This is a genomic window from Streptomyces sp. NBC_00872, assembly GCF_045161915.1.
Classification (GTDB): Bacteria; Actinomycetota; Actinomycetes; order Streptomycetales; family Streptomycetaceae; genus Streptomyces.
Genome location: NZ_CP108806.1, coordinates 2,831,281 through 2,857,483, shown reverse-complemented (window position 1 = coordinate 2,857,483; position 26,203 = coordinate 2,831,281). Strand labels below are relative to the sequence as shown.

Genomic DNA, 26,203 nt, shown 5'->3' with positions numbered 1-26,203 from the left:
GGTCGTCGGATACGGGCGGTCGTGCGCCACAAATCACGCTTTAGTGTCCGGACACGCACCTCCTGCGACCCCGCCCCCCTCCCGCCGGTGGTCCGGCTGACGGTGGTCCGGGCCGCGCACGGTCGATCCTCAACAAAGCTAAGCTGACCGCGTGTTCCTCCTTCGTGCGTAGGACCCCGTAGTACCGTCCGCGACGTTCGCCGTCGCGGCACTTCGGCGTCCCTGTACGGCCGCGGCGCCCCGTTGCGCGCCGCCCTCTTCGAGGAACCCCATGTCTTCGTACGCCGCTGTTCTGCGGACCCCGCATGCCTCGCGCACCTTCGGTGCCGCGCTTGTCGGGCGCCTTTCCTACGGAACCGTCTCGCTCTCCCTCGTACTGGCGGTGAAGGACTCGTCAGGGTCCTTCACGGTGGCCGGTACCGCCATGGCGCTCTTCGGGGCGACCAGTGTTCTGCTCTCGCCGGCGCGGGCCGCGCTCGTCGACCGGTACGGGCCCCGCCGGGCGCTGGTGCCGATGGCCGGGCTGTACGCCGTACTGCTGGCCGTGCTCGCCCTCGTCACGCGGGAACCCGGCGCCCCGGGCCCGCTCCTGTGGGCGCTGGCCGCGCTCGCCGGGATGTGCACCCCACCGCTCGGGCCCACCATGCGGACGCTGTGGAGCCAACTGCTGCCCGACCGGCGGATGGTGCAGCGGGCCTACAGCCTCGACGGGGTCGCGGAGGAACTCCTCTTCGTCTCGGGACCGCTTCTCGTCGGTGTCCTCGTGGTGTACGCGGAGCCCGCCGCCGGGGTCGCGCTCAGCGCGGTCCTGGTGCTGACGGGGACGCTCGCGCTCGTCTCCTCGCCGGTGCCGTTCCCGGTACGGCCCCGGGCGGAACGCGAGAAGCGCACCCGGGTCCGTACCGGACCGCGCGGTCTAGGACAGCCTGTGCTGGCCGGCGCTGGGGTCGGGCTCTGTCTGGGCGGGCTCGACCTGCTGGCGATCGCCTTCACCGAGGACCGCCATCAGCCGGGCGCGGTCGCCTGGATACTGGCCGCGCTCTCGGCCGGCAGCGCCGTCGGCGGACTCGTCAACGGCGCCGTCACCTGGCGGCTGCCCGCCAGGCCGAGGCTCTCCCTGCTCTGCGCCGTCCTCGGACTCGCGCTGGCGGCGGCCGGACTCGCGCCGAACGTGTACGTGCTCGGCGCCGCGGTCACGGTGGCGGGGCTGTTCGTCGCCCCCGCGCTGACCACCGCGTATCTGATCGCGGACGAGACCGCCGCCCCCGGCGCCCGCACGCAGGCCGGTGCCTGGGTCAACACGGCGGTCAACGCCGGGATGTCGGGCGGTACGGCGGCCGTCGGCGTACTGGTGGGCCGGCTGCCGCTCGCCCTGTGCTTCGCGCTCGCGGCCCTGCCGGTGCTGCTGTGCGCCGCGTACGGCCGCCGGCGGGTCCTCGGAGGCGAACCGGGCCCCGAAGGGGCGGTGGACGCTTCCGGCGGTCAGCCGTCCTGACCGTCGTCGTCCCGGTCGTCACCGTGCCGGCCACCGTGGTCGTCACCGCCGTGGTCGTCGTCGCGGTCCGGTGTGACCTTGCCCGTGCGCGCGTGGACGTTCAGCTCGTGGGTACGGCCGTCCGCGCCGCGTACGTCGACCTCCCAGTGGCCCGTACGGTCGTCGTCGATCTCGACGGACGTCACGCTCCCCGGTACGGCGGCGAGCGCGGCGTCCGCCGCCTGCCGGGCGTCCACCGTGGCGCCCCGCAGCGCGGCCCGGTCGTCGCGGTCGTCATCGTCGTGGTCCCGGTCGTCGGGGCGTACCGTGCCGTCGCCGCCGACCTTCAGTTCGTGCCGGCGGTTGTCCTCGCCCAGCAGATCGACCTCCCAGCGGCCACCGCGGTCATCGTCCCGCTCGACGGAGACCACCCTCCCCGGGATCTTCTTCAGGGCCGCGTCCACCGCCTGTCCCGCCGTCAGATCCGCCCGGCTCACCTGCGGGCGCGGAGAGTCGTAGGGCGAGGGTGAGCCGTCGGACGACGGTGAGACGTCCGGTGACCCGGGCTGCGACACGGGCACGGACGGCGTCGCCGCCGGGCCGGCCGTGCCGTCGCCGCCCATGGCGACCGCGGTGTATGTTCCGCCGCCGATCAGAGCCGCCGCGGTGATGGCGGCGATGACGAGATTGCGCTTCATGAGGTCCTCCCCAGTCGGTCCGTCCGCTGACGACCTCAATGTCCAGGAGGGAAGCTGAAGGCAGCCTGAAGCAGGCTGAAGAGATCTTCAGGTTCCTTTTGGCAGGGTGGGGGCATGCGTTTGCTGATCGTGGAGGACGAGAAGCGGCTCGCGGTGTCGCTGGCCGCGGGACTGCGGGCCGAGGGCTTCGCCGTGGATGTCGTCCACGACGGCCTCGAAGGGCTGCACCGGGCCGGGGAGGGCGTCTACGACCTGGTCGTGCTCGACATCATGCTGCCCGGGATGAACGGCTACCGGGTCTGCGCCGCCCTGCGCGCCGCCGGCAACGACGTACCGATCCTGATGCTCACCGCGAAGGACGGCGAGTACGACGAGGCGGAGGGGCTCGACACGGGCGCCGACGACTATCTGACCAAGCCGTTCTCGTACGTCGTGCTCGTCGCGCGGGTCAAGGCGTTGCTGCGCCGCCGCGGTTCCGCCGGGGCCTCGCCCGTCCTGCGGGCCGGGGGCCTCACCGTCGACACCGCGGCCCGCCGGGTCTTCCGGGACGGGACCGAAGTGGCCCTGACCGCGAAGGAGTTCGCCGTACTGGAACAACTCGCGGTCCGGGCGGGCGAGGTGGTCGGCAAACCGGAGATCCTGGAACATGTCTGGGACTTCGCCTACGACGGCGATCCCAACATCATCGAGGTCTACATCAGCGCCCTGCGGCGCAAGGTAGGCGCGGCGGCCATTCAGACCGTGCGCGGTGCGGGCTACCGGCTGGTGACGTCATGAGCGCCGGAGGACGCCTCTTCGGCTCCGTACGGGCCAAGACCTCCCTGGCGGCGACCGCCGTCGTGGCGGTCGCGCTCCTGGCCGCCGGGATCGCGGTCCTGCTCTCGCTGCACGCGAACCTCACCGACCAGGCCGACCAGGAGGCCGACACCTCGGCGCGCGATGTCGCCCTGGACATCGCGTCCCAGGTCCCCGCCCGGACCTCGTACGCGGATCTCGACCTGCCGGACACCGAGGAGCATCCGGTGCAGGTGGTCACCGAGGAGGGCCTGCTGCTCGTGGCCGGCGAGGACCTGGAGCGGATCAGCGGTACCGGAGTGCCCGGCGTACGGGCCGTACGGAGCCCTGCCCCGCAGCAGGGCGCCGAGCCGGGTGACGACGACGGAGGCGACGACGACGGCGACGACAGCGGCGACGACCACGGGGGCCGCGGGCGCGGCGGCGACGATCCCGCCGTCGGCGAGATCGGCGAGATCCGCGATCACAGCTCGGGGAGCGCCACCGTCGACGGCAGGACGGGCGACTACCGCTTCGCCACCATCGCGGTGACCGACGGCTCGGGCCGGACGGTCACCGTGCACGCGGGCGCGTCACTGGCCGCCCGGCAGAGCGCGGTCGGCACGGCCACCGTGGCGATGCTGCTGGGACTGCCCGTCCTGCTGCTGGTCGTCGGGGGAGTGACCTGGCTGGTGACCCGGCGGGCGCTCAGGCCCGTGGAGGGCATCCGGCGCGAGATGGCGGCCATCACCGCGTCCGAGGATCTGTCCAGACGGGTGCCGGAGCCCGCCGCCCATGACGAGGTGGCCCGGCTGGCCCGTACGACCAATGAGACGCTCACCGCGCTGGAGGCGGCCGTCGACCGGCAGCGCCGCTTTGTCGCGGACGCCTCGCACGAACTGCGCAGCCCCATCGCCTCCCTCCGCACCCAGCTCGAAGTGGGCGAAGCGCACCCGGAGTTGCTGGATGTGCCGGGCGCGGTCGCGGACACCGTACGGCTCCAGCGGCTCGCCGCCGATCTGCTGCTGCTGGCCCGGCTGGACGCGGGGGAGCGGCCGGGCCTGACCCGGTTCGATCTGGGCGCGCTGGTCCGCGAGGAGATCTCGCAGCGGCCCCTGGACCGTGTACCGGTGACGGTGGACGTCGGTCGAGGGAGCGGGTCCGCGCGGAGTCAGGGGACCGAAGTGGCGGGCTCGCGCGGTCAGCTGGCGCGGGTGCTCGGCAATCTGCTCGACAACGCCCAGCGCCACGCACGCGGTTCGGTGGAGGTGTCCGTCCACCGCGCGCCGGACGGTCAGGTGGTCCTCGTGGTCGCCGACGACGGCTCCGGGGTGCCGGAGGCGGAGCGCGAGCGGATCTTCGAACGCTTCGTACGGCTCGACGACGCCCGCAGCCGCGACGACGGCGGCGCGGGACTCGGCCTAGCCATCGCCCGAGACGTGGCCGAACGCCACGGCGGCACCCTCACAGCCGCCAACTCCCCCACAGGCGGCGCCCACTTCCAACTCACCCTGCCCCCGGCCCACGACGGCAAGGCCGGCGGGATCTGATGCCACGGCCCCCGGACGCCCGGGGTGCGAAGACACTCCGGCCCCGCACGGCCGCCGGCGAGTGAGCCGAAGGGGCGCGTCGGTGCCGAAAGGGAGAGCGCGCGCAGGCCCTGAGGTACGAGGGGGCGAGCACGGTCGACCGTCGGCATCGACAAAGTGCGCCCCGGAGGCGAACCGAGCCCCAAAAATCACGGCTTGCCGCGACGCCCCCGGAGTTGTTCCGCGACCGGGCCGAGTGAAGCCCGTAGCTCCACCAGGGCCTCCGGTGACAGCAGGTCGATGAAGTGCTTGCGTACGGACGCGACATGGTGCGGCGCGACCTTCTGCATGGTCTCCATGCCACGGTCGGTCAGTACGGCGAAGAGGCCGCGCCGGTCCGACTCGCAGTGCTCCCTGCGCACCAGTTCCGCCGCTTCCATCCGCGTGATCTGGTGGGAGAGCCGGCTCTTGGACTGGAGCGTGGCGGCCGCGAGATCACTCATCCGCATACGCCGGTCCGCCGACTCCGAGAGATTCACGAGGATCTCGTAGTCGTTCATGGTCAGTCCGAACGGCTGGAGGTCCTTCTCCAACTGGTGCGTGAGAAGCCTGTTGACATCGAGATGGGCGCGCCAGGCGCACTGCTCCGCTTCGGTCAGCCAGCGGGTGGCGGTCTCGGTCTCCATATATGGATTCTACCTAAGAAGTTGAATTCTGTACGGATACTCCGGGATGTGACGCCGCGCACCCCGCCCTTCCGGAACGGCGCAGGTCCGGAAGGGCGCAGGCGTTCGACGTCACACTCCGCAGACTACCGCTCACAGGCCGAAGCGCCGTTGGAGATCTCCGAGCTGTCCCGGCAGCCGGGGCGAGGCACCCTGCTGGCCGGAGTGTCCGGCGTGCCCGGGTGCGCCCGCGCCGCCGCCCGGTACCCCGGGCTCGTGCGGTACCGCGCCGGTCGCCTGCTCGGCCATCAGCATCTCGGTCGACTGAAGCAGCACCGTACCCGCTCCGACGAACTCGAATTGATGCTCCTCGCCCGAGGTCCCCCCGAGACCCGTCAGCGAGCGCAGCCCGCCCAGCACGCCGGTCATATAGCCGTGGTCGTAGTGGTGGCACGGGGAGGGGCAGTCCGCCCAGCCCACCAGTGCCTGGGGATCCACCCTGATAGGCGGTTCCATGAAGACGACGGGACCGTTGGACGCCGCCACGAACTTCCCCGTACCGATCAGGGTCAGAAAGCCCGGCACGATCGACTGCTTGAGCGCCAGTGTGGGCTGGTACGCCAGCAGATTCCCGGAGCGGATCGTCAGATTGCCGTTCTCCAGGTCGTACGAGTTGACGTCGAAGGCGCGGTCCGCCAGCAGCATCTTGCCGCTGCCCTCCGCCACCACCCAGTCACTGGCGTGCAGCGGCGAGTGGAAGCTCGTACGCAGCAGCCGCTCGAAGCGCCCGTGGCCGATCCCGTTGAAGTCGATCCGCCCGTAGTAGGCGATCATCTTCCCCTTCTGGAGGAACCACTGCCCCCCTTTGAGCTCCACACAGAAGGTGTACGCGTTGACGTTGTCGTCACTCGGCAGTGTCATCGGGTCGAAGATCACGGGCGCGCTCACAGCTTCTCCTCCGACGCCTGGACGTACACCGCACCGCTGCCGCTCAGTTCGAGCTGGAAGGCCTCGCCCGAGCCGCGTCCCACCATGTCGCGCCAGCCGAGCGCCGTGGAGAGCTTGTTCCGTACGTCGCCGTGGTGCGCGACATACGCCTGCGGGTCCACATGGACGGCCCTGCCCGGGGTGATGGGCACCTCGATCACCCCGCCGTGCGCCATGACGGCGACCGCGCCATGGCCCTTGAGCGTGGTGGTGAACAGGCCCTGTCCGGTCACCTGGCCGCGCACCATGCCCATGACCCCGCCCTGCGAGCCCATGAACATCGTGCCCTGCTGGAGCGTCCCGTCGAAGGCGAGCAGCCGGTCGGCCTCGACGTACAGGGTGTCGCCCGCGAGACCGATGACCTGGATGTGATGGCCGCCATGGCCGAACAGCACCGTGCCGCTGCCCTCGACCGTCATCAGCGGTGTCGCCTCGTTGGCCACCCGCCGGCCGATCATCGACATCAGACCGCCCTGGCCGCCCTGCGTGTTCGGGGTGAAGCTGACCTCGCCCCGGTACGCCAGCATCGCGCCGCGCTGGCTGAACATCTTCTGGCCGGGGACCACCGTGGCCTCGACCATCTTCGAGTTGATCTCACGGAACGGCATCAGACGTCACCCCCGATCGTGTTGCGCTCGCTGGGCTGCACGTACACGAGCCCGTCGCCCTCGAAGCGGATCTGGAAGGCCTCGCCCCCGCCCTCGCCCATGAGGGTGCGGAAGGTCACTCCCGCCTGGAAGTGCTGCTGGAGATTTCCCTGGTGCGCGATATAGGCGCCGGGGTCGACCGAGAGCGGGTACTGGGGCGTCACCCGCAGGATCACCGCCGGGCCGTCCGACATGATCGCGGCCTGGCCCATGCCCTCGACGGTGGTGGTGAACAGGCCGTTGCCGGTCGCGCCGCCGCGCAGTCCGGTGAAGGTCGTACCGGTCCGCAGCCCGGCGTCCGTGCAGAGCAGATTGCTGGCCTCGACGTAGAGCTTGTCGCCGTGCAGTGAGACAAGGTTGATCTCGCTCGCACGGTCGGCGAAGTAGCAGGTGCCCTGGCCCCTCACCTCCATGACGGTCATCTGTTCGCCGGTGAGCCGGCGCGTCACCATCCCGCGCAGACCCTCACCGCCGCCGGACATCTTCTTGAACGCCATCTGGCCGTCGTACGCGACCATCGAGCCGTTCTTCGCCTTGACGGAGTCGCCGGACATGTCCACGGCGAGCACCTTGCTGCCTTGCAGTCGGAACTGAGCCACGGATCGAAGGTAATGGGCCGAGGCCGGGACGAACAGGTCTTTCCGTCCCGGCCGCGTCCCACCCTGGTAACGGTCGGGCAAAAGCGGGCTGCCACAATGGTCGCGCTTGTGCGCGCATTCACAAGATCGCGCCGCCCCTGGTGTTGCCCCCGACGACGAAGGTGCCTGCCTCGTGGACATCAAGACCGCCTCCTCCCTCCACCGACTCCGTCTGGTCTCCGCGCCCGAGGCCGTGTCCTTCCTCCTGCTGCTCGTCTGCTCGGTGCTCAAGCGGACGACGGACTTCAACGCCGTGCCCGTGATGGGCGCGGTCCACGGGCTGCTCTTCGTCCTGTACGTGGTCTTCTGGCTGGACGCCTGGAACCGCACGAAGTGGTCCTTCGGGACGGCGGCCCTCTACTTCGTCCTCTCCGTCCTGCCGACCGGCGGCTTCTTCGCCGAGCGGAAGCTCAAGCGCGCGGCCGAGGACGAGGTCGTCGCCTCCCGCGCCGGCCGCGAGGGTACGGTGAAGGCATGATCGTCGCCTTCTCCGTCTCCCCCCTCGGTGTGGGGGAGGACGTCGGTGAGTACGTCGCCGACGCCGTCCGGGTGGTCCGTGAATCCGGGCTGCCGAACCGCACCGACGCCATGTTCACCTCCATCGAGGGGGAGTGGGACGAGGTGATGGACGTGGTCAGGCGCGCGGTCGCCGCCGTCGAGGCGCGCGCGCCGCGTGTCTCGCTCGTGCTCAAGGCCGACATCAGGCCCGGTGTCACGGACGGGCTCACCTCGAAGGTCGAGACCGTGGAGCGCCACCTCTCCTCCTGAGCCCGGACCCGGGCGCCGGGCGCCGGGCGCACGGCGGACGGGCCGCACCGCCACGGACGGGCCGCCGTCGCGGCGCCGCCATGGACGGGCCGGCTCCGTGATGGACGTCCTGCTCCGCCCCGTACGAGCTGTCCGGGACGTGCCCGGCTGCCGTTCGTCCGTGCCCGGCTGTCCTCCTGCCCCGACGGGCTGTCCGTCGTACGCGGGCGGCGTTGTGCGCGTATGGCGTCGTACGCGTACGGGCCGCTCCACGGCGGAAGCCCCGGCCCCCGCGTCTGGCCCCTGCGTCCGGCCCCCGCGTCCGGCCTCCACCGGGCCCTCGCGCCCCGCCCTCCGCCCCGCTTCCCGGCCCGCCCTCGCGGAAGCCCGTGCGCCCGCGCGGAGTTGCCTGCCCAACGTGGCAGTGTCAGCTCCGCACGAGCCCGCGCGCCACCGCCCACGGCCGTAAGCGGTACCTTCCGCCCGGAAAACCCCCCGCACGGACGCCCCCCGGTCGACACGCAGGTCGATGTCCCGTTCTGTGGTGATATCGACCTCGCGAACTGCTGGAGGCACCGTGCGGTCCGACGGCTACGACTACGACACGTACAGCTGCCTGGCCGGTCCCTTGACGGAGCCGGACGGGCCCGGCGCGTACCGGGTGCGGTTTCACAGTCTGCTCGCACGCGAGCCGCACCGGATACGCGCGGTCCTGCTGATGACCCTCGCCCCCGTGCTCTCGGGTGTGCTGCTGGTCTATCTGGTCTGGCCCACGCACCGGACCGAGCGCGAGGGCGGTGAGCGCTGGCTGGTCGTCTTCGACCATGTGATGCTCGGCGCGATCGGCCTCATCTCCCTCTTCATGCTGGTCAACGTGGTCTCCGTGGCCCATGCCACGCTGGTCGCGAGGGACCCCATACCCGTGCCCGCCGAGGCGGGCACCCGGGTCGCGTTCCTCACCACGTACGTGCCGGGCAAGGAGCCGCTCTCCATGGCGAGGGCCACGCTCGAAGGAGCGGTACGGCTGCGCCACAGCGGCCCGCTCGACGTCTGGCTGCTCGACGAGGGCGACGACAGCGAGGCCAGGGCTCTCTGCGAGGAGCTGGGAGTCCGTCACTTCACCCGGCACGGGGTGCCCGAGTGGAATCAGGGGAAGGGCGCCCACAAGGCACGCACCAAGCACGGCAACTACAACGCCTGGATCGCGCTGCACGGCGAGGAGTACGACTTCTTCGCCTCCGTCGACACCGACCACATACCGCTCCCCAACTTCCTGGAGCGGATGATGGGTTACTTCCGCGATCCGGACATCGCCTTCGTCGTCGGTCCCCAGGTGTACGGCAACTACACCTCACCGGTCACCAAGGCCGCCGAGTCGCAGCAGTTCCTCTTCCACGCGCTGATCCAGCGGGCCGGCAACCGCTACGACGCCCCGATGTTCGTCGGCACCAACAACGTCGTCCGGATCGCGGCGGTCAAGCAGATCGGCGGTCTGTACGACTCGATCACCGAGGACATGGCCACCGGCTTCGAACTGCACCGCAGGCTCAACCCCCGTACCGGCCGGTTCTGGCGCTCCGTCTACACCCCCGACGTCCTCGCCGTCGGCGAGGGCCCCGCCTCCTGGACCGACTTCTTCACCCAGCAGCTCCGCTGGTCCCGGGGCACGTACGAGACGCTCTTCACGCAGTACTGGAAGGCACCCTTCCAGATGCCCCGGGGACGGCTGTTCAGCTACACGCTGATGCTCGTCTACTACCCGATGACCGCGGTCAACTGGCTCCTGGGCATCCTGAGCTGCGTTCTCTTCCTCTGGCTCGGGGCCTCCGGCACCCAGGTCTCCTCCTCGGTGCTACTGATGCTCTACAGCGACGCCGCCGCCCTCCAGATCGGCCTCTACCTCTGGAACCGCCGGCACAATGTCTCGCCCCACGAGCCCGAGGGCTCGGGCGGACTGGCCGGGATGGCGATGTCGGCGCTCTCCGCGCCCGTCTATCTCAGATCGCTCGGCTCCGCCGTACTGCGCACCCGGGGCGGCTTCGTCGTCACCCCCAAGGGCGGCAGCGCCAGCCCCGACCGGCTGATGACCTTCCGGCTCCATCTCTTCTGGGCCGGTGTCCTGGTCGTCTCCCTGATCGCGTCGGTGTTCCTGGACCACACCCACGCGGCGATGCGCACCTGGGCCCTGCTGGCCCTGGCCATCGCCCTCGCGCCGGTCGGTATCTGGGCCTGGACCACCTGGCGCGAGGCCGCGGAGCGCCGGGCCGCAGGCGGCACGGCCGTCACCGTCACCGCTCCCGAGCCGGGGGAGGAGCCGGAGCCCGCGTTCGCGACGACGACCGGAGGGAACTGAGTCATGGACTCCTACGGGTACGGACCGTCCGGGTACGGACCGTCGAAGAAGTTCACACCGTCGAAGAAGTTCAGGAAGACACTGCTGGGCGGCGGAGCGCTGGTCGTACTCGTGGGGCTCAACGCCCCCGCGGCCTTCACCTTCGCCCAGGAGAAGTACCACGCCTACAAGATCGCGCAGCCCGGCTACAAGCGGCAGTACGGCTCCTGGGCGAGTCTCGGCGTACCCGCGGAGTTCCGTACGAACGCGATCCACGCGGCCCTGCTGCACACCGGCAAGGTGCTGATCGTCGCAGGCTCTGGCAACAGCCAGAAGAAGTTCGACGAGGGGTCGTTCGACACGATCCTCTGGAACCCGGCCGACAACACCTTCAAGAAGATCCCCACCCCGGAGGACTTCTTCTGCGCGGGCCACGCCCAGCTCCCCGACGGACGGCTCCTGGTGGCGGGCGGCACCGCGCGCTACGAGGTGCTCGACGGCGAGATACGCAGGGCGGGCGGCGGTATGCGGGTCAAGAACGAGAACCCGGACCGCTCCTACACGTTCAGGAAGGGCACCCGCTTCCGCTCCCCCTCGGGCGTCGAGTACATCAGCACGACCGATGTCACCGTGCCGAAGGCGAAGAAGCAGCTCCAGGTCGGATACGGGAAGGGCGACCGGATGCTGCCCTGGAAGACCAAGGTCACGGCCGGTGAGGCACGGGTCTTCGTGGAGGCGGTCAAGGAGGGCCCGCAGGCGCTCACCACCCAGGCCGCGCAGTACGAGATCGTCGGCCTCAAGGGCAAGGACGCGGACAACCTCTACGGTCTGGCGCAGAAACTCACCACGGAGAAGCAGGATTTCCAGGGCATCAGGTCGGCGTACGAGTTCGACCCCACGGCCGAGAAGTACCTCCCCGTGGACCCGATGAAGGAGGCCCGCTGGTACCCCACGCTGGTCGGTCTGGACGACGGCAGGGTGCTCGCGGTCTCGGGCCTGGACGATGTCGGCGCCGTGCTCACCGGGTACAACGAGGTGTACGACCCGAAGACCAAGAAGTGGTCCAAGGGCCCCGAGCGGTACTTCCCGACGTACCCCGCGCTCTTTCTCACCAAGGGCGGAAAGCTCTTCTACTCGGGGTCCAACGCGGGGTACGGGCCCGCCGACAAGGGCCGGCAGCCGGGCCTGTGGGACCCCAGGAACAACGCCTTCACACCGGTCGACGGACTCACCGACGGCGACCAGACCGAGACCTCGGCCTCGCTGATGCTGGCGCCGGTGCAGGACCAGCGGGTGATGCTCCTCGGCGGCGGGGGCGTGGGCGAGTCGGCCAAGTCCACCCCGCGTACGGCGATCATCGACCTGAACAAGGAGAGCCCGACGTTCCAGGAGGGGCCCCGGCTGCCGCAGGGCACGCGCTATCTGAGCAGTGTGCTGCTGCCCGACGACTCGGTGTTCACCACCGGCGGTTCCTCGGACTACCGCGGACGCAGCGCCAGCGACATCCTCAGGGCGCAGTTCTACGACCCGGCGACCAACTCCTTCCGGCGCGCGGCCGACCCCACCGTGGGCCGCAACTACCACTCGGAGGCGCTGCTGCTGCCGGACGGCCGGGTGGTCACCTTCGGCTCCGACCCGCTCTTCGACGACGCCGACAACACCAAACTCGGCACCTTCGAGCAGCGCGTGGAGATCTACACCCCGCCCTATCTCCAGGGCGACCGCGCCTCCGCCGCCAACCGCCCGGCCCTAGGCGAGGGCCCCCGGCACACGGACCGCGACGGCCGGGCGACCTTCCGGACGGCGAAGCCGGACCGCATAGCCAAGGCCCGTCTGATGCGCCCCAGCGCCGTGACCCACACGACGGACGTCGAACAGCGCTCGGTCGAACTGGGCCTGACCAGAACCAAGAACACGGTCACGGTGGAGGTTCCCAAGGACCCCACCCTGGTCCCCCCTGGCTGGTACATGCTCTTCGTCACCGACACCGAGGGCACCCCGTCCGAGGCGAAATGGCTCCTGGTGGAGTGACCCGTAACCCCGCCCCCGCTCCTGGCGGCGCGGAGAGGCACCGGTCCGGCCCGGACGCGGCGAGTGAGCCGAAGGGGCGCGCCGGTGCCGAAAGGGAGAGCGCGCGCAGGCCGTGAGGAACGAGCGGCCGAGCACGGTCGACCGTCGGCGCCGGCATGAAGCGCCCCGGAGGCGAACCGAGCCCCGAAGAAAGAGGGGCTCAGGCCTTGGCCTTGCGGGCCAGGCCCAGGGCGTAGTCGGGCCACCAGGTGCCGGCGGTCGGGCCGCCGCGGCAGGGGCCGTCGGATTCGCCGGGGCGCTTGATCCAGAGGTACGCGTCGAGGAGTTCGTTGCCGGTGTTGGTGGTCGGCGGGGTGCCGAGGGCGCGGCCCGGTGGGTTGCACCAGGCCTCGTCCCGGTCGCCCGACAGCGGTCCGACGCCGTTCCTGCTGGTGTCGACGGTGAAGTGGGCGTCGCCCAGCAGCCCGGAGAGGCGGGTGCCGAACGCCTTGACCGTGTCGTTCGTCTGGAAGTTGGACACATTGAGCGAGAAGCCGTCGGCCGATTCGACCCCGGCCCGTTTGAGCGGTTCGGCGAGCCTCGCCGGGTCGGAGATCCAGGCCGGGTTGCCGGCGTCCAGATAGACCTTGGTCTTCGGCTGGCGCTTGAGCCGGCTGATCGCCTGGGCGAGCAACTCGTACCGCTCGTCGTGGTACTGGGCCGGGGTGCAGCCGTCCGCGAGATGCGGCACGGCGTCCGGCTCCAGGATCACGATGGCGGGGGCGTCTCCGATGGCCTCGGCGAAGGCGCTGATCCACTCCCGGTAGTACGCCGCGTCGGGGGCGCCGCCCGCCGAGTACATGCCGCAGTCGCGGTGGGGGATGTTGTACGCGACGAAGACCGCCGTCCGCCCGCCGGCCGCGGCGGCGCCCCGTACGGCCCTGCTGATCTCGGGTACGGGGTTGTCCCCGGCCGGCCACTCCGCCACCGCGCGCTCCGAGATCCGCTTCAGGGCCTTCGCGTCGTCCGGGCGGCCGTCCTTCTCCCACTGCCTGACCTGGCGTGCCGCGTCGCTCTCCGGGTCGATCCAGAAGGGCGCCCCGTCCGTGGTGGCGGCCTCGCCCCTGGCCGTCTCGCCCTCGGCCGCCGAGGCGGTCCGCTCATCGGCGGGGGTCCGCCGGGATTCGGAGGAGGACGAGGAACAGGCGGCGGCCGTCAGTGCCAGAACGGTCGTGACGGCGGCGGTGAAGGCGGCGGTGAGTGAGTACGAACGGTGCGGTCTGCGGCCGGGCATACAGCCCCCTCGGACGACGGCTGACCACCGGGGAGTGGTGGCTGGGATGTGGTGACTGGGATGTGGTGACAGCCGGGTGATGGAGCGATGACCGGCTGGGACAAGGATGGCTTATCGTGACATAACGGCACATCGCTGCCGGGCTGCGACACCGCGGGGTCCCCTCGGCCGGAGCCTCGGCCGGGGCCGGTCCGACCGAAGGGCGAGACGGGGCTGACCGCTATATGACCAGTGGGTAAGGTCGGTGCCGTGCCGAAGCCGCTCAACCTCCCGTTCGATCCCATCGCCCGTGCCGACGAGCACTGGCAGCGGCGCTGGGGTCCCGTTCCCGCCATGGGCGCCATCACCTCGATCATGCGCGCGCACCAGATCCTGCTCGCCGGGGTCGACGCCGTGGTCAAGCCGTACGGACTGACCTTCGCGCGGTACGAGGCGCTGGTGCTGCTCACCTTCTCCAAGGAGGGCGAGCTGCCGATGTCCAAGATCGGCGAGCGGCTCATGGTCCATCCGACCTCGGTCACCAACACCGTGGACCGGCTGGTGACCTCCGGGCTGGTCGACAAGCGGCCCAATCCCAACGACGGCCGCGGCACGCTCGCCTCGATCACGGAGAAGGGCCGCGAGGTGGTGGAGGCCGCCACCCGCGATCTGATGGAGATGGAGTTCGGGCTCGGGGCGTACGACGCCGAGGAGTGCGCGGAGATCTTCGCGATGCTGCGCCCGCTGCGGGTGGCGGCGCAGGACTTCGAGGAGTAGGGGAGCGGCGGCCACGGCCGGGCGCGGGCCCGCGAAGGCCGACCGGGCAGGACCCTGGCGTACGGGGTCGGTGACGGGGGCGGGCGCGCGACCCGGGCGTGCGGGGTCGGTGTACGGGGCAGGCGTACGGCCCAGGTGCCGTGCCCTGGCGTGCGGCCCAGGTGCCGTGCCCTGGCGTGCGGGCCCGGCGTACGGGCCGCCCGAAGATCCCCGATCGCGCCCCGTTACGCTCGTCGCCATGAAACAAAGCGTGCTCTCCCGCTACCGGGTGATGGCGTATGTCACCGCCGTATGGCTGCTGGTCTTCACCGTCGCGATCGTCATGAAGTACGGGTTCGACACCGGCGACACGATGCTCATCTCCCAGATCCACGGTGTGCTCTTCATCGTGTACGTGGTCTTCGCCTTCGATCTGGGCTCGAAGATGAAGTGGCCGTTCGGCAAGCTGCTCTGGGTGCTCGCGGCCGGCTGCATTCCCGTGGCGTCCTTCTTCGTCGAGCCGAGGGTCACCCGCGAGGTCAGGGCGCAGCTCGCGGAGAGTGATCCCGCCTTCGTCGAGGCCTGACGGCGTCGAGGCCCGACACCCGTCCTCCCCGTCCTCCCCGCCCGCGCGGAGGATCGCGGGGGCGGCTGCCATCGACATTTACTTGGACGTCCTAGTAAATTTGAGAGTATGGACGCCGACGCGATCGACGAGGGCCGCCAGCGCTGGCAGGCCCGCTACGACAAGGCCCGCAAGCGCGACGCGGACTTCACGACGCTCTCCGGTGACCCGGTGGAGCCGGTCTACGGGCCCCGGCCCGGCGACACCTACGCGGGATTCGAGCGGATCGGCTGGCCCGGCGAGTACCCCTTCACCCGGGGACTCCACCCGACCGGCTACCGCGGCCGGACATGGACCATCCGCCAGTTCGCCGGGTTCGGCAATGCCCTGCAGACCAATGAGCGCTACAAGATGATCCTGGCCGCGGGCGGCGGCGGACTCTCCGTCGCCTTCGACATGCCGACGCTCATGGGCCGGGACTCCGACGACCCGCGCGCGCTCGGCGAGGTCGGCCACTGCGGTGTCGCCATCGACTCGGCCGCCGACATGGAGATCCTCTTCGGTGACATCCCGCTCGGTGATGTCACCACGTCGATGACGATCAGCGGGCCGGCGGTCCCGGTCTTCTGCATGTATCTCGTCGCGGCGGAGCGCCAGGGCGTGGACCCGGCCGTGCTCAACGGCACGCTCCAGACCGACATCTTCAAGGAGTACATCGCCCAGAAGGAGTGGCTCTTCCAGCCCGAGCCGCATCTGCGGCTGATCGGCGATCTGATGGAGCACTGCGCCCGCTCCATCCCCGCGTACAAGCCCCTCTCCGTCTCCGGCTATCACATCCGTGAGGCGGGCGCGACGGCCGCGCAGGAGCTGGCGTACACCCTCGCCGACGGCTTCGGCTATGTGGAGCTGGGGCTCAGCCGGGGGCTGGACGTGGACACCTTCGCCCCCGGGCTCTCCTTCTTCTTCGACGCGCATCTCGACTTCTTCGAGGAGATCGCGAAGTTCCGCGCGGCCCGGCGGATCTGGGCGCGCTGGATGAAGGAGGTGTACGGAGCGAGGACCGACAAGGCGCAGTGGCTCCGCTTCCACACCCAGACGGCGGGAGTCTCGCTGACCGCGCAGCAGCCGTACAACAACGTCGTGCGGACGGCGGTGGAGGCGCTGTCGGCCGTTCTCGGCGGTACGAACTCCCTGCACACCAACGCGCTGGACGAGACGCTCGCCCTGCCGAGCGAACAGGCCGCGGAGATCGCGCTGCGCACCCAGCAGGTGCTGATGGAGGAGACGGGTGTGGCCAATGTGGCCGACCCGCTCGGCGGCTCCTGGTACGTGGAGCAGCTCACCGACCGTATCGAGGCCGACGCCGAGAAGATCTTCGACCGGATCAAGGAGCGCGGACTGCGGGCCCACCCGGACGGGCGTCACCCGATCGGCCCTGTCACCTCCGGCATTCTGCGCGGGATAGAGGACGGCTGGTTCACGGGCGAGATCGCCGAGTCGGCGTTCCAGTACCAGCGCTCGCTGGAGAAGGGCGACAAGCGGGTCGTCGGCGTCAATGTGCACCATGGCTCGGTCACCGGCGATCTGGAGATCCTGCGGGTCAGCCATGAGGTGGAGCGCGAGCAGGTGAAGGTGCTCGCGGAGCGCAAGGGAGCCCGCGACGACACCCGGGTGCGTACGGCCCTGGCGGCCATGCTGGCCGCGGCCCGCGACGGCTCGAACATGATCGACCCGATGCTGGAGGCGGTACGGGCGGAGGCCACCCTCGGCGAGATCTGCGGTGTCCTGCGGGACGAGTGGGGCACGTACACGGAGCCGCCCGGCTTCTGAGCCCTCGGACAGACGGCGGAGAACAGAGAACGACGACAGCGGACGGCCGCTCCCGGTGCGGGGGCGGCCGTCGGCGTTTTCCCCACGGTATTTCCCGGGGCCACCGTCTGGCAGATAGCTCTCAGTGAGAGCTAAAGTGATGGTATGACCTCAGCCGAGTTCCCTGACTCGCTCGCCGATGTACTGGCGGGAGTCCAGCGCATGGTCCGGCGGCGGCTGCGCGAAGGGATGACGGCCCCGCGGCTGCGTGGCGCGCAGGTCGAGCTGCTGCGGCTGGTCGCGGCACGGCCGGGGATCCGGGTGTCGGCCGCGGCGAAGGAGCTGTATCTCGCCGGGAACTCGGTCTCCACCCTGGTCAATCAGCTCAGCCGGGCGGGATATCTGCGTCGTGAGACCGATCCGTCCGACCGCCGGTCCGCGCTGCTGCTGCCCACCCAGGCGGCCACGTCGCGTGTGACGGACTGGGAGGAGCGCCGCTCCGAGCTGGTGCGCGAGCAGGTGGCCCGGCTGACGGACGAGGAGCGCGCGGCCCTGGCCGCGGCCCTTCCGGCGCTGCGCAAGCTCGCTCAGAACCTGCACGAGGAAGTGGAGGGCGTATGACGGACAGAGCCGCAGGCACCACCGATACGGACGGTGTCACCACAGGTACGGCCGCTCCCGCCGGTACGGCGGGTGCGGACACCGGCACGGACACCGACGCTGGTACCGGTGCCGACGCCGGCACCGAGGCCGTGAGCTGCCGGGGGCTGGACTACTCCTTCGGTGACACCAAGGCGGTCTCCGATCTCGACCTCTCCGTCCGCGCGGGCGAGGTCTTCGGACTGCTCGGGCCCAACGGCGCCGGCAAGACGACCGCGATCCGCTGTATCACCACGCTGCTGCCCGTCCCCGCCGGCATGGTGCGGGTGTTCGGGCACGACGCGGCCAAGGAGAAGATGGCCGTACGGCGGCTGCTGGGCTACGTACCGCAGCAGCTCTCCGCCGACGCCGCGCTGACCGGCCGCGAGAACGTGACGCTCTTCGCCCGGGTCTTCGACGTCCCGCGCCGCGAGCGTGCCGAACGGGTCGCGCAGGCACTGGAGGCCGTCGATCTGACGAGCGCCGCCGACCGCTTGGCCAAGACCTACTCCGGCGGCATGATCCGGCGCCTCGAACTCGCGCAGGCGCTGGTCAGCGCGCCCCGGCTGCTGATGCTGGACGAGCCGACGATCGGTCTCGACCCGATCGCCCGTACCAGCGTCTGGGAGCACATCAACGCCGTACGGCACGCCACGGGCATGACCGTGCTGGTGACCACGCACTACATGGACGAGGCCGAGCAGTACTGCGACCGGGTCGGGCTGATGCACCGAGGCCGTATCCACGCCCTCGGCACCCCAGAGGAGCTGAGGACCGAGCTGCGCGAGAGCCGCAAGGCCTCCGGCGGTTCGGAGAACGGCGGCTCGGCGGAGAACGACGCCATGCCGACGCTGGAGGAGGTCTTCCGCGAGGTGGCGGGCCGGGGCCTGGACGAGGAAGGAGGCGACTTCCGCGATGTCAGGAACACCCGCCGTACAGCGTCCCGGGTCGGCTGAGGCCCTCGACCCCCGCCGGCTCGATCTGCTGCTCAAGCCGCCACGCGCCCGTACCGGCTGGCGGGTGCTGCCCGCCAGGGTCATGGCGATGTGCGTGGTCGAGCTCCAGAAGCTGCGCCATGACCGTACCGAGCTGTACACGCGGGCCGTACAGCCCGCGCTGTGGCTGCTGATCTTCGGTGAGACCTTCACCCGGATCAGGGCCATCCCGACCGGTGGCATCCCGTACATCGACTTTCTCGCGCCCGGCATCATCGCCCAGTCCGCGATGTTCATCGCGATCTTCTACGGGATCATGATCATCTGGGAGCGGGACGCGGGCATTCTGACCAAGCTCCTGGTCACCCCGACCCCGAGAGCCGCCCTGATCAGCGGCAAGGCGTTCGCCTCCGGGGTGAAGGCGCTGATCCAGGCGGTCGTGGTGATCGTCATCGCGGCGGCCCTCGGGGTGGGGCTGACCTGGAACCCGCTGAAGCTGCTGGGGGTCGCGGTCGCGGTGGTCCTCGGCTCGGCCTTCTTCTCGTGCCTGTCGATGACGATCGCGGGGATCGTGCTGACCCGCGACCGGCTGATGGGGATCGGCCAGGCCATCACCATGCCGCTGTTCTTCGCGTCGAACGCGCTCTATCCGGTGGCGATCATGCCCGGCTGGCTCCAGGTGATCAGCAAGATCAATCCACTGAGCTATCAGGTGGATGCCCTGCGCGGGCTGCTGCTCGGTACGCCGTCCCATCTGCTGCTGGACTACGCCGTGCTGGCGTTCGCGGCGGTCGTGGGCATCACGGCCGCCTCGTCCCTGCTGGGCCGGCTGGCGCGGTAGAGCCGGCGGCACGGCGGCACACAAGGCGAGCGGCGTCCGGGCGTCCGGGAGGCGCGAAGCCCGGCGTGACGCCGTCAGGGCGCCGTGGTGACGGCGGACAGACCGCCCAGCAGCAGGGCCGTGAAGGTGCGCGCCCACTGCCGGTCGACCGGTTCCGCGCTGACCAGCGCCCGGTGGACGACCGTCCCCGCGATCACGTCGAAGATCAGGTCCGCGGTACGGGCGGCCGCCGCGGCGTCCGGTTCACGGGGGAGCTCGCCCCGGTCCTGGGCGCGCTCGCGCCCCAGCAGCACCAGCCGCTTCTGACGGTCGACGATCGAGGTGCGGATCCGCTGCCGCAGCGCCTCGTCCCTGGTGGACTCCGCGACCACCGCCATCAGCGCGGTCTTGGTCTCCGGCCGCTCCAGCAGCGCGGCGAACTGGAGCACCACGTCCTCGATATCGGTGACGAGGCTGTCGGAGCCGGGGAGTTCGAGCTCGTCGAAGAGCGCCGCGACCGCGTCCACCACCAGCTCGCTCTTGCCCGGCCAGCGCCGGTAGAGCGTGGTCTTGGCGACGCCCGCCCGGTGCGCCACATCGCTCATCGTCAGCTTGGGCCAGCCCAGTTCCACCAGGGCGGCCCTGGTCGCCTCCAGGATCGCCGCGTCGGCCTCGGCGCTGCGTGGGCGGCCCGTACGCGACGTACCTCGGGACGTACGCGCACCGGCGGGGCGGCTGTGGCTGCACATGACGGCGACCATATCGGCCGGTGGACAATGTGTTGTGAGCCAGTTCACCGGAAAGATCTCACCTGCGGACCGGAACCGGGAGTTACGCTACGACCCGTAGCGAAAGCCTGGCGGAGCCCGTGGCGAAAGCCCGTGACACCTTGTGGCAAAGGCTGTGACGGGTCATGACGGGTGATGGCGGGTCCGCGGCGACAACCACGAGACGCGGGGTGGGGACCCCGCGTCGAACCGCGGTGTACGCACCGCTTTTCTGAAGTGCGCGCGGAAGGGGGAGGATGTACTCATGCAGCCTAGGAACATGTCCATGAGCGGCGTCGTCGACCTCGCCGCGGTGAAGGCGGCCAACGAGGCCAAGGCGAAGGCGGAACAGGCCCGTGCCGAGGCGGCCCGCCAGGGGGGCACCGGTGCCGTACCCCCGTCCAGTCTGGTGATCGATGTCGACGAGGCCGGCTTCGAGCGCGATGTCCTCCAGCGTTCCACGGAGGTCCCGGTCGTCATCGACTTCTGGGCCGAGTGGTGCGAGCCGTGCAAGCAGCTCAGCCCGGTGCTGGAGCGGCTGGCCCGGGAGTACGTCGGCCGGTTCGTCCTCGCCAAGATCGATGTCGACGCCAATCAGATGCTGATGCAGCAGTTCGGGATCCAGGGCATCCCCGCGGTCTTCGCGGTGGTGGCCGGGCAGGCGCTGCCGCTCTTCCAGGGCGCGGCCCCGGAAGCCCAGATCCGTCAGACGCTCGATCAGCTGATCCAGGTCGGGGAGGAGCGCTTCGGGCTCACCGGTATCGCGGTCGATCCGGGCGCGGAGACGGAGGGACCGGCGGAGACGGTTGTTCCGGCCGGCCCGTACGACGCGCTGCTGGAGGCGGCCGTACAGGCGCTGGACGCCAATGACTTCGCCGGCGCGGCCCAGGCGTACCGCAATGTGCTCACCGACGATCCCGGCAACACGGAGGCCAAGCTGGGCCTCGCCCAGGCCGAACTGCTCGGCAGGGTACGGGCGATGGACCAGACGCAAGTGCGCAAGGACGCGGCGGAGCGGCCGGACGATGTCCAGGCGCAGATCGCCGCGGCCGATCTCGATCTGGTCGGCGGCCATGTGGAGGACGCCTTCGGACGGCTCGTCGAGACCGTGCGCCGGACATTCGGTGACGACCGGGAGGCGGCGCGGGTACGGCTGCTGCAACTCTTCGAGGTGATCGGCGGGGACGACCCCCGGGTGACGGCGGCACGTTCGGCCCTCGCGAGAGTTCTCTTCTGAGGGTGCCCGCCGCGGCACCACGCGGACGCGGCCGCACCGCGGCGACAGCGCCGCGCTTTACCAAATCTTGGTAAAAGCAGCTGCTGTTACTGGCAGTAAGTCGCCCCCCTTGCTCTGTCCGGCTATGGGGGGCATTCGCCGCTTCTGCCGTACCGCCGGGTGGCACCCTGTGTGGCCGCCCGGCGCCGCCGGGTCGTGCGCCGGTCATCGGGCCGTTACCAGCCAGTAACGAACCCCCTTGTGTCAAGGCCGTGAATGGACCACGATCGGCGACGCTCGGTCCAATTCCGCACCAGCACGGCAACCAGTCGCGCCGTCGGTACTGGGTCCCCACCGAGCGGACCGGTGGCGGTGCCGCCGGGCCGGACAGGGGGGTTCCTGCCTTCCCGGCAGGGCCTGTCCAGAGGTTGCGCGAAGGCGTGGCCAGTGGTTGTCGCTCGGGGGTGATCGCCGGTGGTTCCGGGCGCGCTTCGCGCCTCCGGGGCAGGCGCTCTCCTTCCCGAGGACGTAGCACTTCTCCCATCCCAGGACGGGCTCCAACCCGGTCCGGAGATGTACGTCCGAGAAGGAGGAAATTCATGGAGTCCCAAGTGCGTGGCGGGACCAGATGGAAGCGGTTCGCGGTCGTCATGGTGCCGAGCGTGGCCGCCACGGCGGCGATAGGTGTCGCTCTGGCACAGGGGGCGCTGGCGGCCTCGTTCAGTGTGTCGGGCCAGAGCTTCAAGGTGACCGCCGACCAGCTGGTCGGTCACGACTTCGTCCAGTACGGAGGTGTCGCCGAGGGCACGGACCTCGAAGGCAACTCGGCCACCCACCCGGTGGCCGTGTCGGGGTTCGAGTCGGCCACGATCACCAACATGTGCCAGTCCGTGGTCACCCCGCTGCCGCTGCTCAACACGAGTGTGACGCTGGTACTGACCGCCGGCGACAAGGGCACCAAGGTCAGCGCGGAGAACCTCTACCTCGATGTCGAATCGCTCGACGCCGACGCGGTGTTCGAGGACATCGACATCGGTATCGCGGCCGGTCAGAACAAGGTCCCCGGCACCCAGCCCGGGACGAAGGTGAATCCGTTCGGCTTCGCCCAGCAGGCCAGGGTCGCCACGCTGACCGATGTGGAGCAGACGGCCTGGGCCACCACCGCGGGCACGTTCCGGCTCCCGGACCTGAGCCTGAGGCTCAAGGTCGGTGACCCCTCGAAGTACGAGTGCTACTAGGCATTCGACCCGGGCGGGCCGCACGGTCCCGGTCAGCCGCTCGGTCCTGACGGGCCGTACGGTCCTGGGAGTGTTCGGTCCGTCCGGCCCCCGCCTTCTGTTGCCTTCTACCGCAATACCGCATTCCAGGGAGCTGTTTTCCATGAGCGCCGAGTCCACAGGTTCCCGCGGATTCACCTACTGGCGGCTTCGGTTCCGCGCCTGGCGAGGCACCCGGCCGTTCTGGGCGGGCCTGTTCACCCTTCTCGGTGGTCTGCCGATCGCCTACTTCCCCTACGCCCAGCTTCATTTCGGCAATCTCACGCTGGCCATGTCCACCACGGCCGGGGCGGGTTCGCTGATCATCGGCGTACTGCTGGTGACCCTCGGCCTGACCATGTGGTTCCAGGCCATCGTCAGGGTCTTCGCCGGTGTCGCCGCCATTCTGCTGGCGCTGGTGTCGATTCCGGTCTCCAACATCGGCGGCTTTCTTCTGGGCTTCCTGTTCGCCCTGCTCGGCGGCGCGCTCTCCATCTCCTGGGCACCCGGCACACCGCCCCGGCCGGACGCCGAGCAGCACACCCCCCACCAGGCACCGGAACCCGACAGGGCCGGTGCCCCCTTCCCCGTACCGCGCGACGGGGAGGACCCGAACGTGACGGAAACGACTGCTCAAGCCAACGGCGGGAGGAACAGTGCGGGGTGAAGACGCGCAGCGGATCGCGGCCGGAGGCGATGAATCCCGGGTGAAGAGAGGGCCGCGCCACGCGGCTCCGAGGAAGTCGCTCCTGACCAAGCTGCACATACCCGCCGGCAAGGCCATGGCCCTGGCCGCCATGCCCACGGCGGTCTTCGTGGGCATGGGGCTCACGCCCAGGCTCGCGCTGGCCGACGACAGCAAGGACATACCCTTCGCGCCCGGACCGTGTGTGACGCGCTCGGACGATCCGGACCCGTCCGCGTCGCCCTCGCCCTCGGAGTCCCCGTCGGGGTCTGCGTCCGGGGCGCCCTCGCAGTCGCCGGCACCGGGTGAGTCGCCGTCGGCCTCGGACGGGCCGGAGCCGGGAGCGTCCGGGAGTCCGGCGGCGGGCGGGCAGGGTACGGGGAAGGAACCGGAGTCCGGGGCCGGGGAAGCCGCCGCTCCCGCGGGGTCCGCGCCGAAGCCGACGCCGACGCCGACTCCGACTCCGGCGAAGTCGAAGCACCCGCTGGACCCGCTGGGGCTGGGGGACGTACTCGGCGACATCCTCGGTGTCCCCGACAAGGAGGCGCCGGGCACCCAGACGCCGAGCCCCTCGGCCACCACGCAGAAGCCGGGCGCCGGCGAACCGTCCGCCAAACCCACGCAGAAGCCGGGGCAGGACGGTCCGGAGCGCCCGGAGCGCCCGGAGCACCCGGCCGACGCGGACAGCCCGGCGGGCGACGCGGCGGGCGCCGTGACGGACGGCACGGAGGAAGCCATCAGGGAGGCGGCCGAGCGGGCGGGGGCCACGGTCGAGGAACTGGACGACGAAGCGAAGGGACTCGACGCCCGCTCGGACGACGACATCCCGGCGGGCGCGGGCGGCAAGGAGCCCTACCCCTGCCCGACCCCCGACCCCGAGGCGCTCGCCGCGGCCGAGGAGGAGCGGGGCATCCCACTGCTGCCGGACGACCCCTGGACGCTGCACAGTTCGCTGCTGACGCTGCGCGGGCTCGACTACCACGGCATCGTCGAGGTGAGGACCGGCAGCGGCAGGATCAAGAAGGCGCTGAAGTTCACGGCATCGTCGGTGGACATCGGCGATCTGCACCAGACCGTGGTCTTCCCCGAAGGCAAGACGGCTCATGTGAAGGCCCGCGAGGGTTCGATATCCACGATCCGCAACGGCGAAGTGACCATGTACACCGAGGAGTTGAAGGGCAATCTCTTCGGCCTCATCCCGATCACCTTCAGCCCGCGGACGCCGCCCCCGCTGAACGTACCGTTCGCCTTCTTCACGGAGGTCAAGGTCACCCAGGCAGGTCAGTTCGGCGGCACGCTCACCGTCCCGGGCCTCCAGAACTACATCACGGACTGATCCGAACCTCCCGGCAGCCGCGGGAAAAACCGTGGCCCGCCCCCCTCGACCCAACAGGGGAGCGGGCCACAGCCCTGTGCACTCCGTACGGAGTGCCCGTACGGAGTGCCCGTACGGCAACGGAAAGGCCCGCCGGGGGCGGCGGGCCTGGGGTGGGGGTGCGGGGGTGTGTCCGGGTCAGGCTTCGGCGTTGCCGCCCAAGTGGTGGACCCGGACCATGTTCGTGGTGCCGGGGACGCCGGGAGGGGAGCCCGCGGTGATGATCATGGCGTCGCCCTCGTTGTAGCGCTGGAGCTTGAGGACTTCCTCGTCGACCAGGTCGACCATCTCGTCCGTGCTGCTCACCCACGGCACGATGAAGGACTCCACGCCCCAGCTCAGGGCGAGCTGGTTACGGGTCGACTCGTCCGTCGTGAAGGCCAGGATCGGCTGGGCCGCGCGGTAGCGGGAGAGACGGCGGGCCGTGTCGCCGGACTGGGTGAAGGCGATCAGTGCCTTGCCGCCCAGGAAGTCGGCGATCTCGCAGGCCGCGCGGGCCACCGAACCGCCCTGCGTACGGGGCTTCTTGCCCGGGACCAGCGGCTGGAGCCCCTTGGAGAGCAGTTCCTGCTCGGCGGCGACCACGATCTTCGACATCGTCTTGACCGTCTCGATCGGATACGCGCCCACCGACGACTCGGCGGAGAGCATGACCGCGTCCGCGCCGTCCAGGATCGCGTTGGCGACATCGGACGCCTCGGCGCGCGTGGGGCGGGAGTTGGTGATCATCGACTCCATCATCTGGGTCGCCACGATCACCGGCTTGGCGTTGCGGCGGCAGAGCTCGATGAGCCGCTTCTGCACCAGCGGGACCTTTTCGAGCGGGTACTCGACGGCCAGATCACCACGGGCCACCATGATCGCGTCGAACGCCGCGACGACGGCGTCCATGTTGGCGACCGCCTGCGGCTTCTCGACCTTGGCGATGATCGGGACCCGGCGGCCCTCCTCGTCCATGATCTTGTGGACGTCCACCACGTCCTGCGCGTCGCGGACGAACGAGAGCGCGATCATGTCGCATCCCATCCGCAGACCGAAGCGCAGGTCCTCGATGTCCTTCTCGGAGAGCGCGGGAACGTTCACCGCCGCGCCGGGGAGGTTGATGCCCTTGTGGTCGGAGATCACACCGCCCTCGATCACGATGGACCTGACCTCGGGGCCCACGACCTCGACCACCCGCAGCTCGACGTTGCCGTCGTTGATCAGGATCTGGTCGCCCTTGGAGACATCGCCGGGCAGACCCTTGTACGTGGTGCCGCAGATGGACTTGTCGCCCGCGACATCCTCGGTGGTGATGGTGAACTCGTCACCGCGGACCAGCTCGACCGGTCCCTCGGCGAAGGTCTCCAGCCGGATCTTGGGGCCCTGGAGGTCGACGAGCACACCCACCGCACGGCCGGTGTCCGCCGACGCCTTCCGGACGCGGTTGTACCGCTCCTCGTGCTCCGGGTGGCTTCCGTGGCTCATATTCAGACGGGCCACATTCATGCCGGCCTCGATGAGCGACCTCAGTTGCTCGTACGAGTCGACGGCGGGGCCCAGTGTGCAGACGATTTTGGAACGGCGCATAAGGCGGATCCTATCGGTTTGTTTCCCTGCGGAATAT

Annotated in this window: 25 protein-coding genes; 17 read left to right on the top strand and 8 right to left on the bottom strand. The window is 70.2% G+C overall.

Annotated elements, in window-relative coordinates:
• The first annotated feature begins 271 nt into the window (after positions 1 to 271).
• Positions 272 to 1,495, top strand: a complete 1,224-nt coding sequence (locus tag OG214_RS12110; RefSeq protein ID WP_405984733.1) for an MFS transporter — start codon at positions 272 to 274, stop codon at positions 1,493 to 1,495.
• Here OG214_RS12110 and OG214_RS12105 read toward each other — a convergent pair.
• Positions 1,483 to 2,172 (bottom strand): PepSY domain-containing protein, encoded by a 690-nt coding sequence (locus tag OG214_RS12105; protein ID WP_405984732.1) that lies wholly within the window; start codon positions 2,170 to 2,172, stop codon positions 1,483 to 1,485. The two genes, OG214_RS12110 and OG214_RS12105, sit on opposite strands and share 13 nt — an antisense overlap.
• Positions 2,173 to 2,286: 114 nt before the next feature.
• Here OG214_RS12105 and OG214_RS12100 point away from each other — a divergent pair, with 114 nt between their 5' ends.
• Together OG214_RS12100 and OG214_RS12095 are read left to right on the top strand one after the other, a co-directional pair.
• Positions 2,287 to 2,949 carry a response regulator transcription factor gene (locus tag OG214_RS12100; protein ID WP_405984731.1) on the top strand — a complete coding sequence of 221 codons (663 nt, stop codon included), beginning with the start codon at positions 2,287 to 2,289 and terminating at the stop codon, positions 2,947 to 2,949.
• Positions 2,946 to 4,496 (top strand): ATP-binding protein, encoded by a 1,551-nt coding sequence (locus OG214_RS12095; protein WP_405984730.1) that lies wholly within the window; start codon positions 2,946 to 2,948, stop codon positions 4,494 to 4,496. Before OG214_RS12100 ends, OG214_RS12095 begins: the two co-directional genes overlap by 4 nt.
• Positions 4,497 to 4,684: 188 nt before the next feature.
• On the opposite strand, the gene OG214_RS12090 is transcribed toward OG214_RS12095, so the two are convergent.
• The 4 genes from OG214_RS12090 to OG214_RS12075 all read right to left on the bottom strand — a co-directional run bounded on the left by OG214_RS12090 (position 4,685) and on the right by OG214_RS12075 (position 7,373).
• Positions 4,685 to 5,161 (bottom strand): MarR family transcriptional regulator, encoded by a 477-nt coding sequence (locus OG214_RS12090; protein ID WP_363082261.1) that lies wholly within the window; start codon positions 5,159 to 5,161, stop codon positions 4,685 to 4,687.
• 132 nt (positions 5,162 to 5,293) lie between these two features.
• Complete coding sequence (locus tag OG214_RS12085) at positions 5,294 to 6,088, bottom strand: AIM24 family protein (RefSeq protein WP_363082260.1); 795 nt, start codon at positions 6,086 to 6,088, stop codon at positions 5,294 to 5,296.
• Positions 6,085 to 6,735 (bottom strand): AIM24 family protein, encoded by a 651-nt coding sequence (locus OG214_RS12080; protein ID WP_363082259.1) that lies wholly within the window; start codon positions 6,733 to 6,735, stop codon positions 6,085 to 6,087. Before OG214_RS12080 ends, OG214_RS12085 begins: the two co-directional genes overlap by 4 nt.
• Positions 6,735 to 7,373 (bottom strand): AIM24 family protein, encoded by a 639-nt coding sequence (locus tag OG214_RS12075; RefSeq protein ID WP_093599889.1) that lies wholly within the window; start codon positions 7,371 to 7,373, stop codon positions 6,735 to 6,737. Before OG214_RS12075 ends, OG214_RS12080 begins: the two co-directional genes overlap by 1 nt.
• Before the next feature lie 172 nt (positions 7,374 to 7,545).
• Here OG214_RS12075 and OG214_RS12070 point away from each other — a divergent pair, with 172 nt between their 5' ends.
• From OG214_RS12070 to OG214_RS12055, 4 genes are all read left to right on the top strand, one after another.
• Positions 7,546 to 7,890 carry a DUF3817 domain-containing protein gene (locus tag OG214_RS12070; protein WP_363082258.1) on the top strand — a complete coding sequence of 115 codons (345 nt, stop codon included), beginning with the start codon at positions 7,546 to 7,548 and terminating at the stop codon, positions 7,888 to 7,890.
• Positions 7,887 to 8,180 carry an MTH1187 family thiamine-binding protein gene (locus tag OG214_RS12065; RefSeq protein ID WP_363082257.1) on the top strand — a complete coding sequence of 98 codons (294 nt, stop codon included), beginning with the start codon at positions 7,887 to 7,889 and terminating at the stop codon, positions 8,178 to 8,180. Before OG214_RS12070 ends, OG214_RS12065 begins: the two co-directional genes overlap by 4 nt.
• Positions 8,181 to 8,688: 508 nt before the next feature.
• Positions 8,689 to 10,512, top strand: a complete 1,824-nt coding sequence (locus OG214_RS12060) for a glycosyltransferase family 2 protein (protein WP_405984729.1) — start codon at positions 8,689 to 8,691, stop codon at positions 10,510 to 10,512.
• Between the two features lie 3 nt (positions 10,513 to 10,515).
• Positions 10,516 to 12,522, top strand: coding sequence for a galactose oxidase-like domain-containing protein (locus OG214_RS12055; protein ID WP_405984728.1), 2,007 nt, complete (start codon positions 10,516 to 10,518; stop codon positions 12,520 to 12,522).
• 199 nt (positions 12,523 to 12,721) lie between these two features.
• Here the strand turns inward: OG214_RS12055 and OG214_RS12050 are convergent, their stop codons facing one another.
• Positions 12,722 to 13,795: a glycoside hydrolase family 6 protein gene (locus OG214_RS12050; protein ID WP_405984727.1), complete on the bottom strand. Its 1,074-nt coding sequence runs from the start codon at positions 13,793 to 13,795 to the stop codon at positions 12,722 to 12,724.
• Positions 13,796 to 14,044: 249 nt separating this feature from the next.
• Between OG214_RS12050 and OG214_RS12045 the strand changes: the two genes are divergently transcribed.
• From OG214_RS12045 to OG214_RS12020, 6 genes are all read left to right on the top strand, one after another.
• Positions 14,045 to 14,551 (top strand): MarR family transcriptional regulator, encoded by a 507-nt coding sequence (locus tag OG214_RS12045; protein WP_363082253.1) that lies wholly within the window; start codon positions 14,045 to 14,047, stop codon positions 14,549 to 14,551.
• A 238-nt stretch (positions 14,552 to 14,789) separates the two neighbouring features.
• Positions 14,790 to 15,116, top strand: a complete 327-nt coding sequence (locus OG214_RS12040) for a DUF3817 domain-containing protein (protein ID WP_363082252.1) — start codon at positions 14,790 to 14,792, stop codon at positions 15,114 to 15,116.
• 108 nt (positions 15,117 to 15,224) lie between these two features.
• Positions 15,225 to 16,925 (top strand): methylmalonyl-CoA mutase, encoded by a 1,701-nt coding sequence (locus tag OG214_RS12035; protein WP_405984726.1) that lies wholly within the window; start codon positions 15,225 to 15,227, stop codon positions 16,923 to 16,925.
• Between the two features lie 144 nt (positions 16,926 to 17,069).
• Positions 17,070 to 17,525, top strand: a complete 456-nt coding sequence (locus OG214_RS12030; protein ID WP_363082250.1) for a MarR family transcriptional regulator — start codon at positions 17,070 to 17,072, stop codon at positions 17,523 to 17,525.
• Positions 17,522 to 18,499 (top strand): ABC transporter ATP-binding protein, encoded by a 978-nt coding sequence (locus OG214_RS12025; protein WP_405984725.1) that lies wholly within the window; start codon positions 17,522 to 17,524, stop codon positions 18,497 to 18,499. The genes OG214_RS12030 and OG214_RS12025 overlap by 4 nt, the downstream gene beginning before the upstream one ends.
• The gene (locus tag OG214_RS12020; protein ID WP_363082248.1) at positions 18,459 to 19,319 is read left to right on the top strand and encodes an ABC transporter permease; all 861 of its coding nucleotides are present in this window, start codon (positions 18,459 to 18,461) and stop codon (positions 19,317 to 19,319) included. Before OG214_RS12025 ends, OG214_RS12020 begins: the two co-directional genes overlap by 41 nt.
• A gap of 74 nt (positions 19,320 to 19,393) precedes the next feature.
• Here the strand turns inward: OG214_RS12020 and OG214_RS12015 are convergent, their stop codons facing one another.
• Positions 19,394 to 20,047, bottom strand: a complete 654-nt coding sequence (locus OG214_RS12015; RefSeq protein WP_363082247.1) for a TetR/AcrR family transcriptional regulator — start codon at positions 20,045 to 20,047, stop codon at positions 19,394 to 19,396.
• Positions 20,048 to 20,330: 283 nt separating this feature from the next.
• On the opposite strand from OG214_RS12015, the gene OG214_RS12010 reads away from it, so the two are divergent.
• The 4 genes from OG214_RS12010 (at position 20,331) to OG214_RS11995 (ending at position 24,558) form a co-directional block, all read left to right on the top strand.
• Positions 20,331 to 21,302, top strand: a complete 972-nt coding sequence (locus OG214_RS12010; protein WP_405984724.1) for a tetratricopeptide repeat protein — start codon at positions 20,331 to 20,333, stop codon at positions 21,300 to 21,302.
• Between the two features lie 578 nt (positions 21,303 to 21,880).
• Positions 21,881 to 22,519, top strand: coding sequence for a DUF6230 family protein (locus OG214_RS12005; RefSeq protein WP_363082245.1), 639 nt, complete (start codon positions 21,881 to 21,883; stop codon positions 22,517 to 22,519).
• A 142-nt stretch (positions 22,520 to 22,661) separates the two neighbouring features.
• Positions 22,662 to 23,204: a DUF6114 domain-containing protein gene (locus tag OG214_RS12000; RefSeq protein WP_363082244.1), complete on the top strand. Its 543-nt coding sequence runs from the start codon at positions 22,662 to 22,664 to the stop codon at positions 23,202 to 23,204.
• Positions 23,194 to 24,558 (top strand): hypothetical protein, encoded by a 1,365-nt coding sequence (locus tag OG214_RS11995; RefSeq protein ID WP_405984723.1) that lies wholly within the window; start codon positions 23,194 to 23,196, stop codon positions 24,556 to 24,558. Before OG214_RS12000 ends, OG214_RS11995 begins: the two co-directional genes overlap by 11 nt.
• A 177-nt stretch (positions 24,559 to 24,735) precedes the next feature.
• Here the strand turns inward: OG214_RS11995 and pyk are convergent, their stop codons facing one another.
• Positions 24,736 to 26,166, bottom strand: a complete 1,431-nt coding sequence (pyk, locus tag OG214_RS11990; RefSeq protein WP_363082242.1) for a pyruvate kinase — start codon at positions 26,164 to 26,166, stop codon at positions 24,736 to 24,738.
• Positions 26,167 to 26,203: the final 37 nt, after the last annotated feature.

Coding starts and splice junctions, on each gene's coding strand:
- OG214_RS12090 (WP_363082261.1), bottom strand. CDS start 5,161: ATGGAGACCGAGACCGCCACCCGCTGGCTGACCGAAGCGGAGCAGTGC.
- OG214_RS12110 (WP_405984733.1), top strand. CDS start 272: ATGTCTTCGTACGCCGCTGTTCTGCGGACCCCGCATGCCTCGCGCACC.
- OG214_RS12040 (WP_363082252.1), top strand. CDS start 14,790: ATGAAACAAAGCGTGCTCTCCCGCTACCGGGTGATGGCGTATGTCACC.
- OG214_RS12105 (WP_405984732.1), bottom strand. CDS start 2,172: ATGAAGCGCAATCTCGTCATCGCCGCCATCACCGCGGCGGCTCTGATC.
- OG214_RS12065 (WP_363082257.1), top strand. CDS start 7,887: ATGATCGTCGCCTTCTCCGTCTCCCCCCTCGGTGTGGGGGAGGACGTC.
- pyk (WP_363082242.1), bottom strand. CDS start 26,166: ATGCGCCGTTCCAAAATCGTCTGCACACTGGGCCCCGCCGTCGACTCG.
- OG214_RS12100 (WP_405984731.1), top strand. CDS start 2,287: ATGCGTTTGCTGATCGTGGAGGACGAGAAGCGGCTCGCGGTGTCGCTG.
- OG214_RS12080 (WP_363082259.1), bottom strand. CDS start 6,735: ATGCCGTTCCGTGAGATCAACTCGAAGATGGTCGAGGCCACGGTGGTC.
- OG214_RS12005 (WP_363082245.1), top strand. CDS start 21,881: ATGGAGTCCCAAGTGCGTGGCGGGACCAGATGGAAGCGGTTCGCGGTC.
- OG214_RS12025 (WP_405984725.1), top strand. CDS start 17,522: ATGACGGACAGAGCCGCAGGCACCACCGATACGGACGGTGTCACCACA.
- OG214_RS12050 (WP_405984727.1), bottom strand. CDS start 13,795: ATGCCCGGCCGCAGACCGCACCGTTCGTACTCACTCACCGCCGCCTTC.
- OG214_RS12095 (WP_405984730.1), top strand. CDS start 2,946: ATGAGCGCCGGAGGACGCCTCTTCGGCTCCGTACGGGCCAAGACCTCC.
- OG214_RS12000 (WP_363082244.1), top strand. CDS start 22,662: ATGAGCGCCGAGTCCACAGGTTCCCGCGGATTCACCTACTGGCGGCTT.
- OG214_RS12035 (WP_405984726.1), top strand. CDS start 15,225: ATGGACGCCGACGCGATCGACGAGGGCCGCCAGCGCTGGCAGGCCCGC.
- OG214_RS12030 (WP_363082250.1), top strand. CDS start 17,070: ATGACCTCAGCCGAGTTCCCTGACTCGCTCGCCGATGTACTGGCGGGA.
- OG214_RS12060 (WP_405984729.1), top strand. CDS start 8,689: ATGTCCCGTTCTGTGGTGATATCGACCTCGCGAACTGCTGGAGGCACC.
- OG214_RS12055 (WP_405984728.1), top strand. CDS start 10,516: ATGGACTCCTACGGGTACGGACCGTCCGGGTACGGACCGTCGAAGAAG.
- OG214_RS12020 (WP_363082248.1), top strand. CDS start 18,459: ATGTCAGGAACACCCGCCGTACAGCGTCCCGGGTCGGCTGAGGCCCTC.
- OG214_RS12015 (WP_363082247.1), bottom strand. CDS start 20,047: ATGTGCAGCCACAGCCGCCCCGCCGGTGCGCGTACGTCCCGAGGTACG.
- OG214_RS12010 (WP_405984724.1), top strand. CDS start 20,331: ATGCAGCCTAGGAACATGTCCATGAGCGGCGTCGTCGACCTCGCCGCG.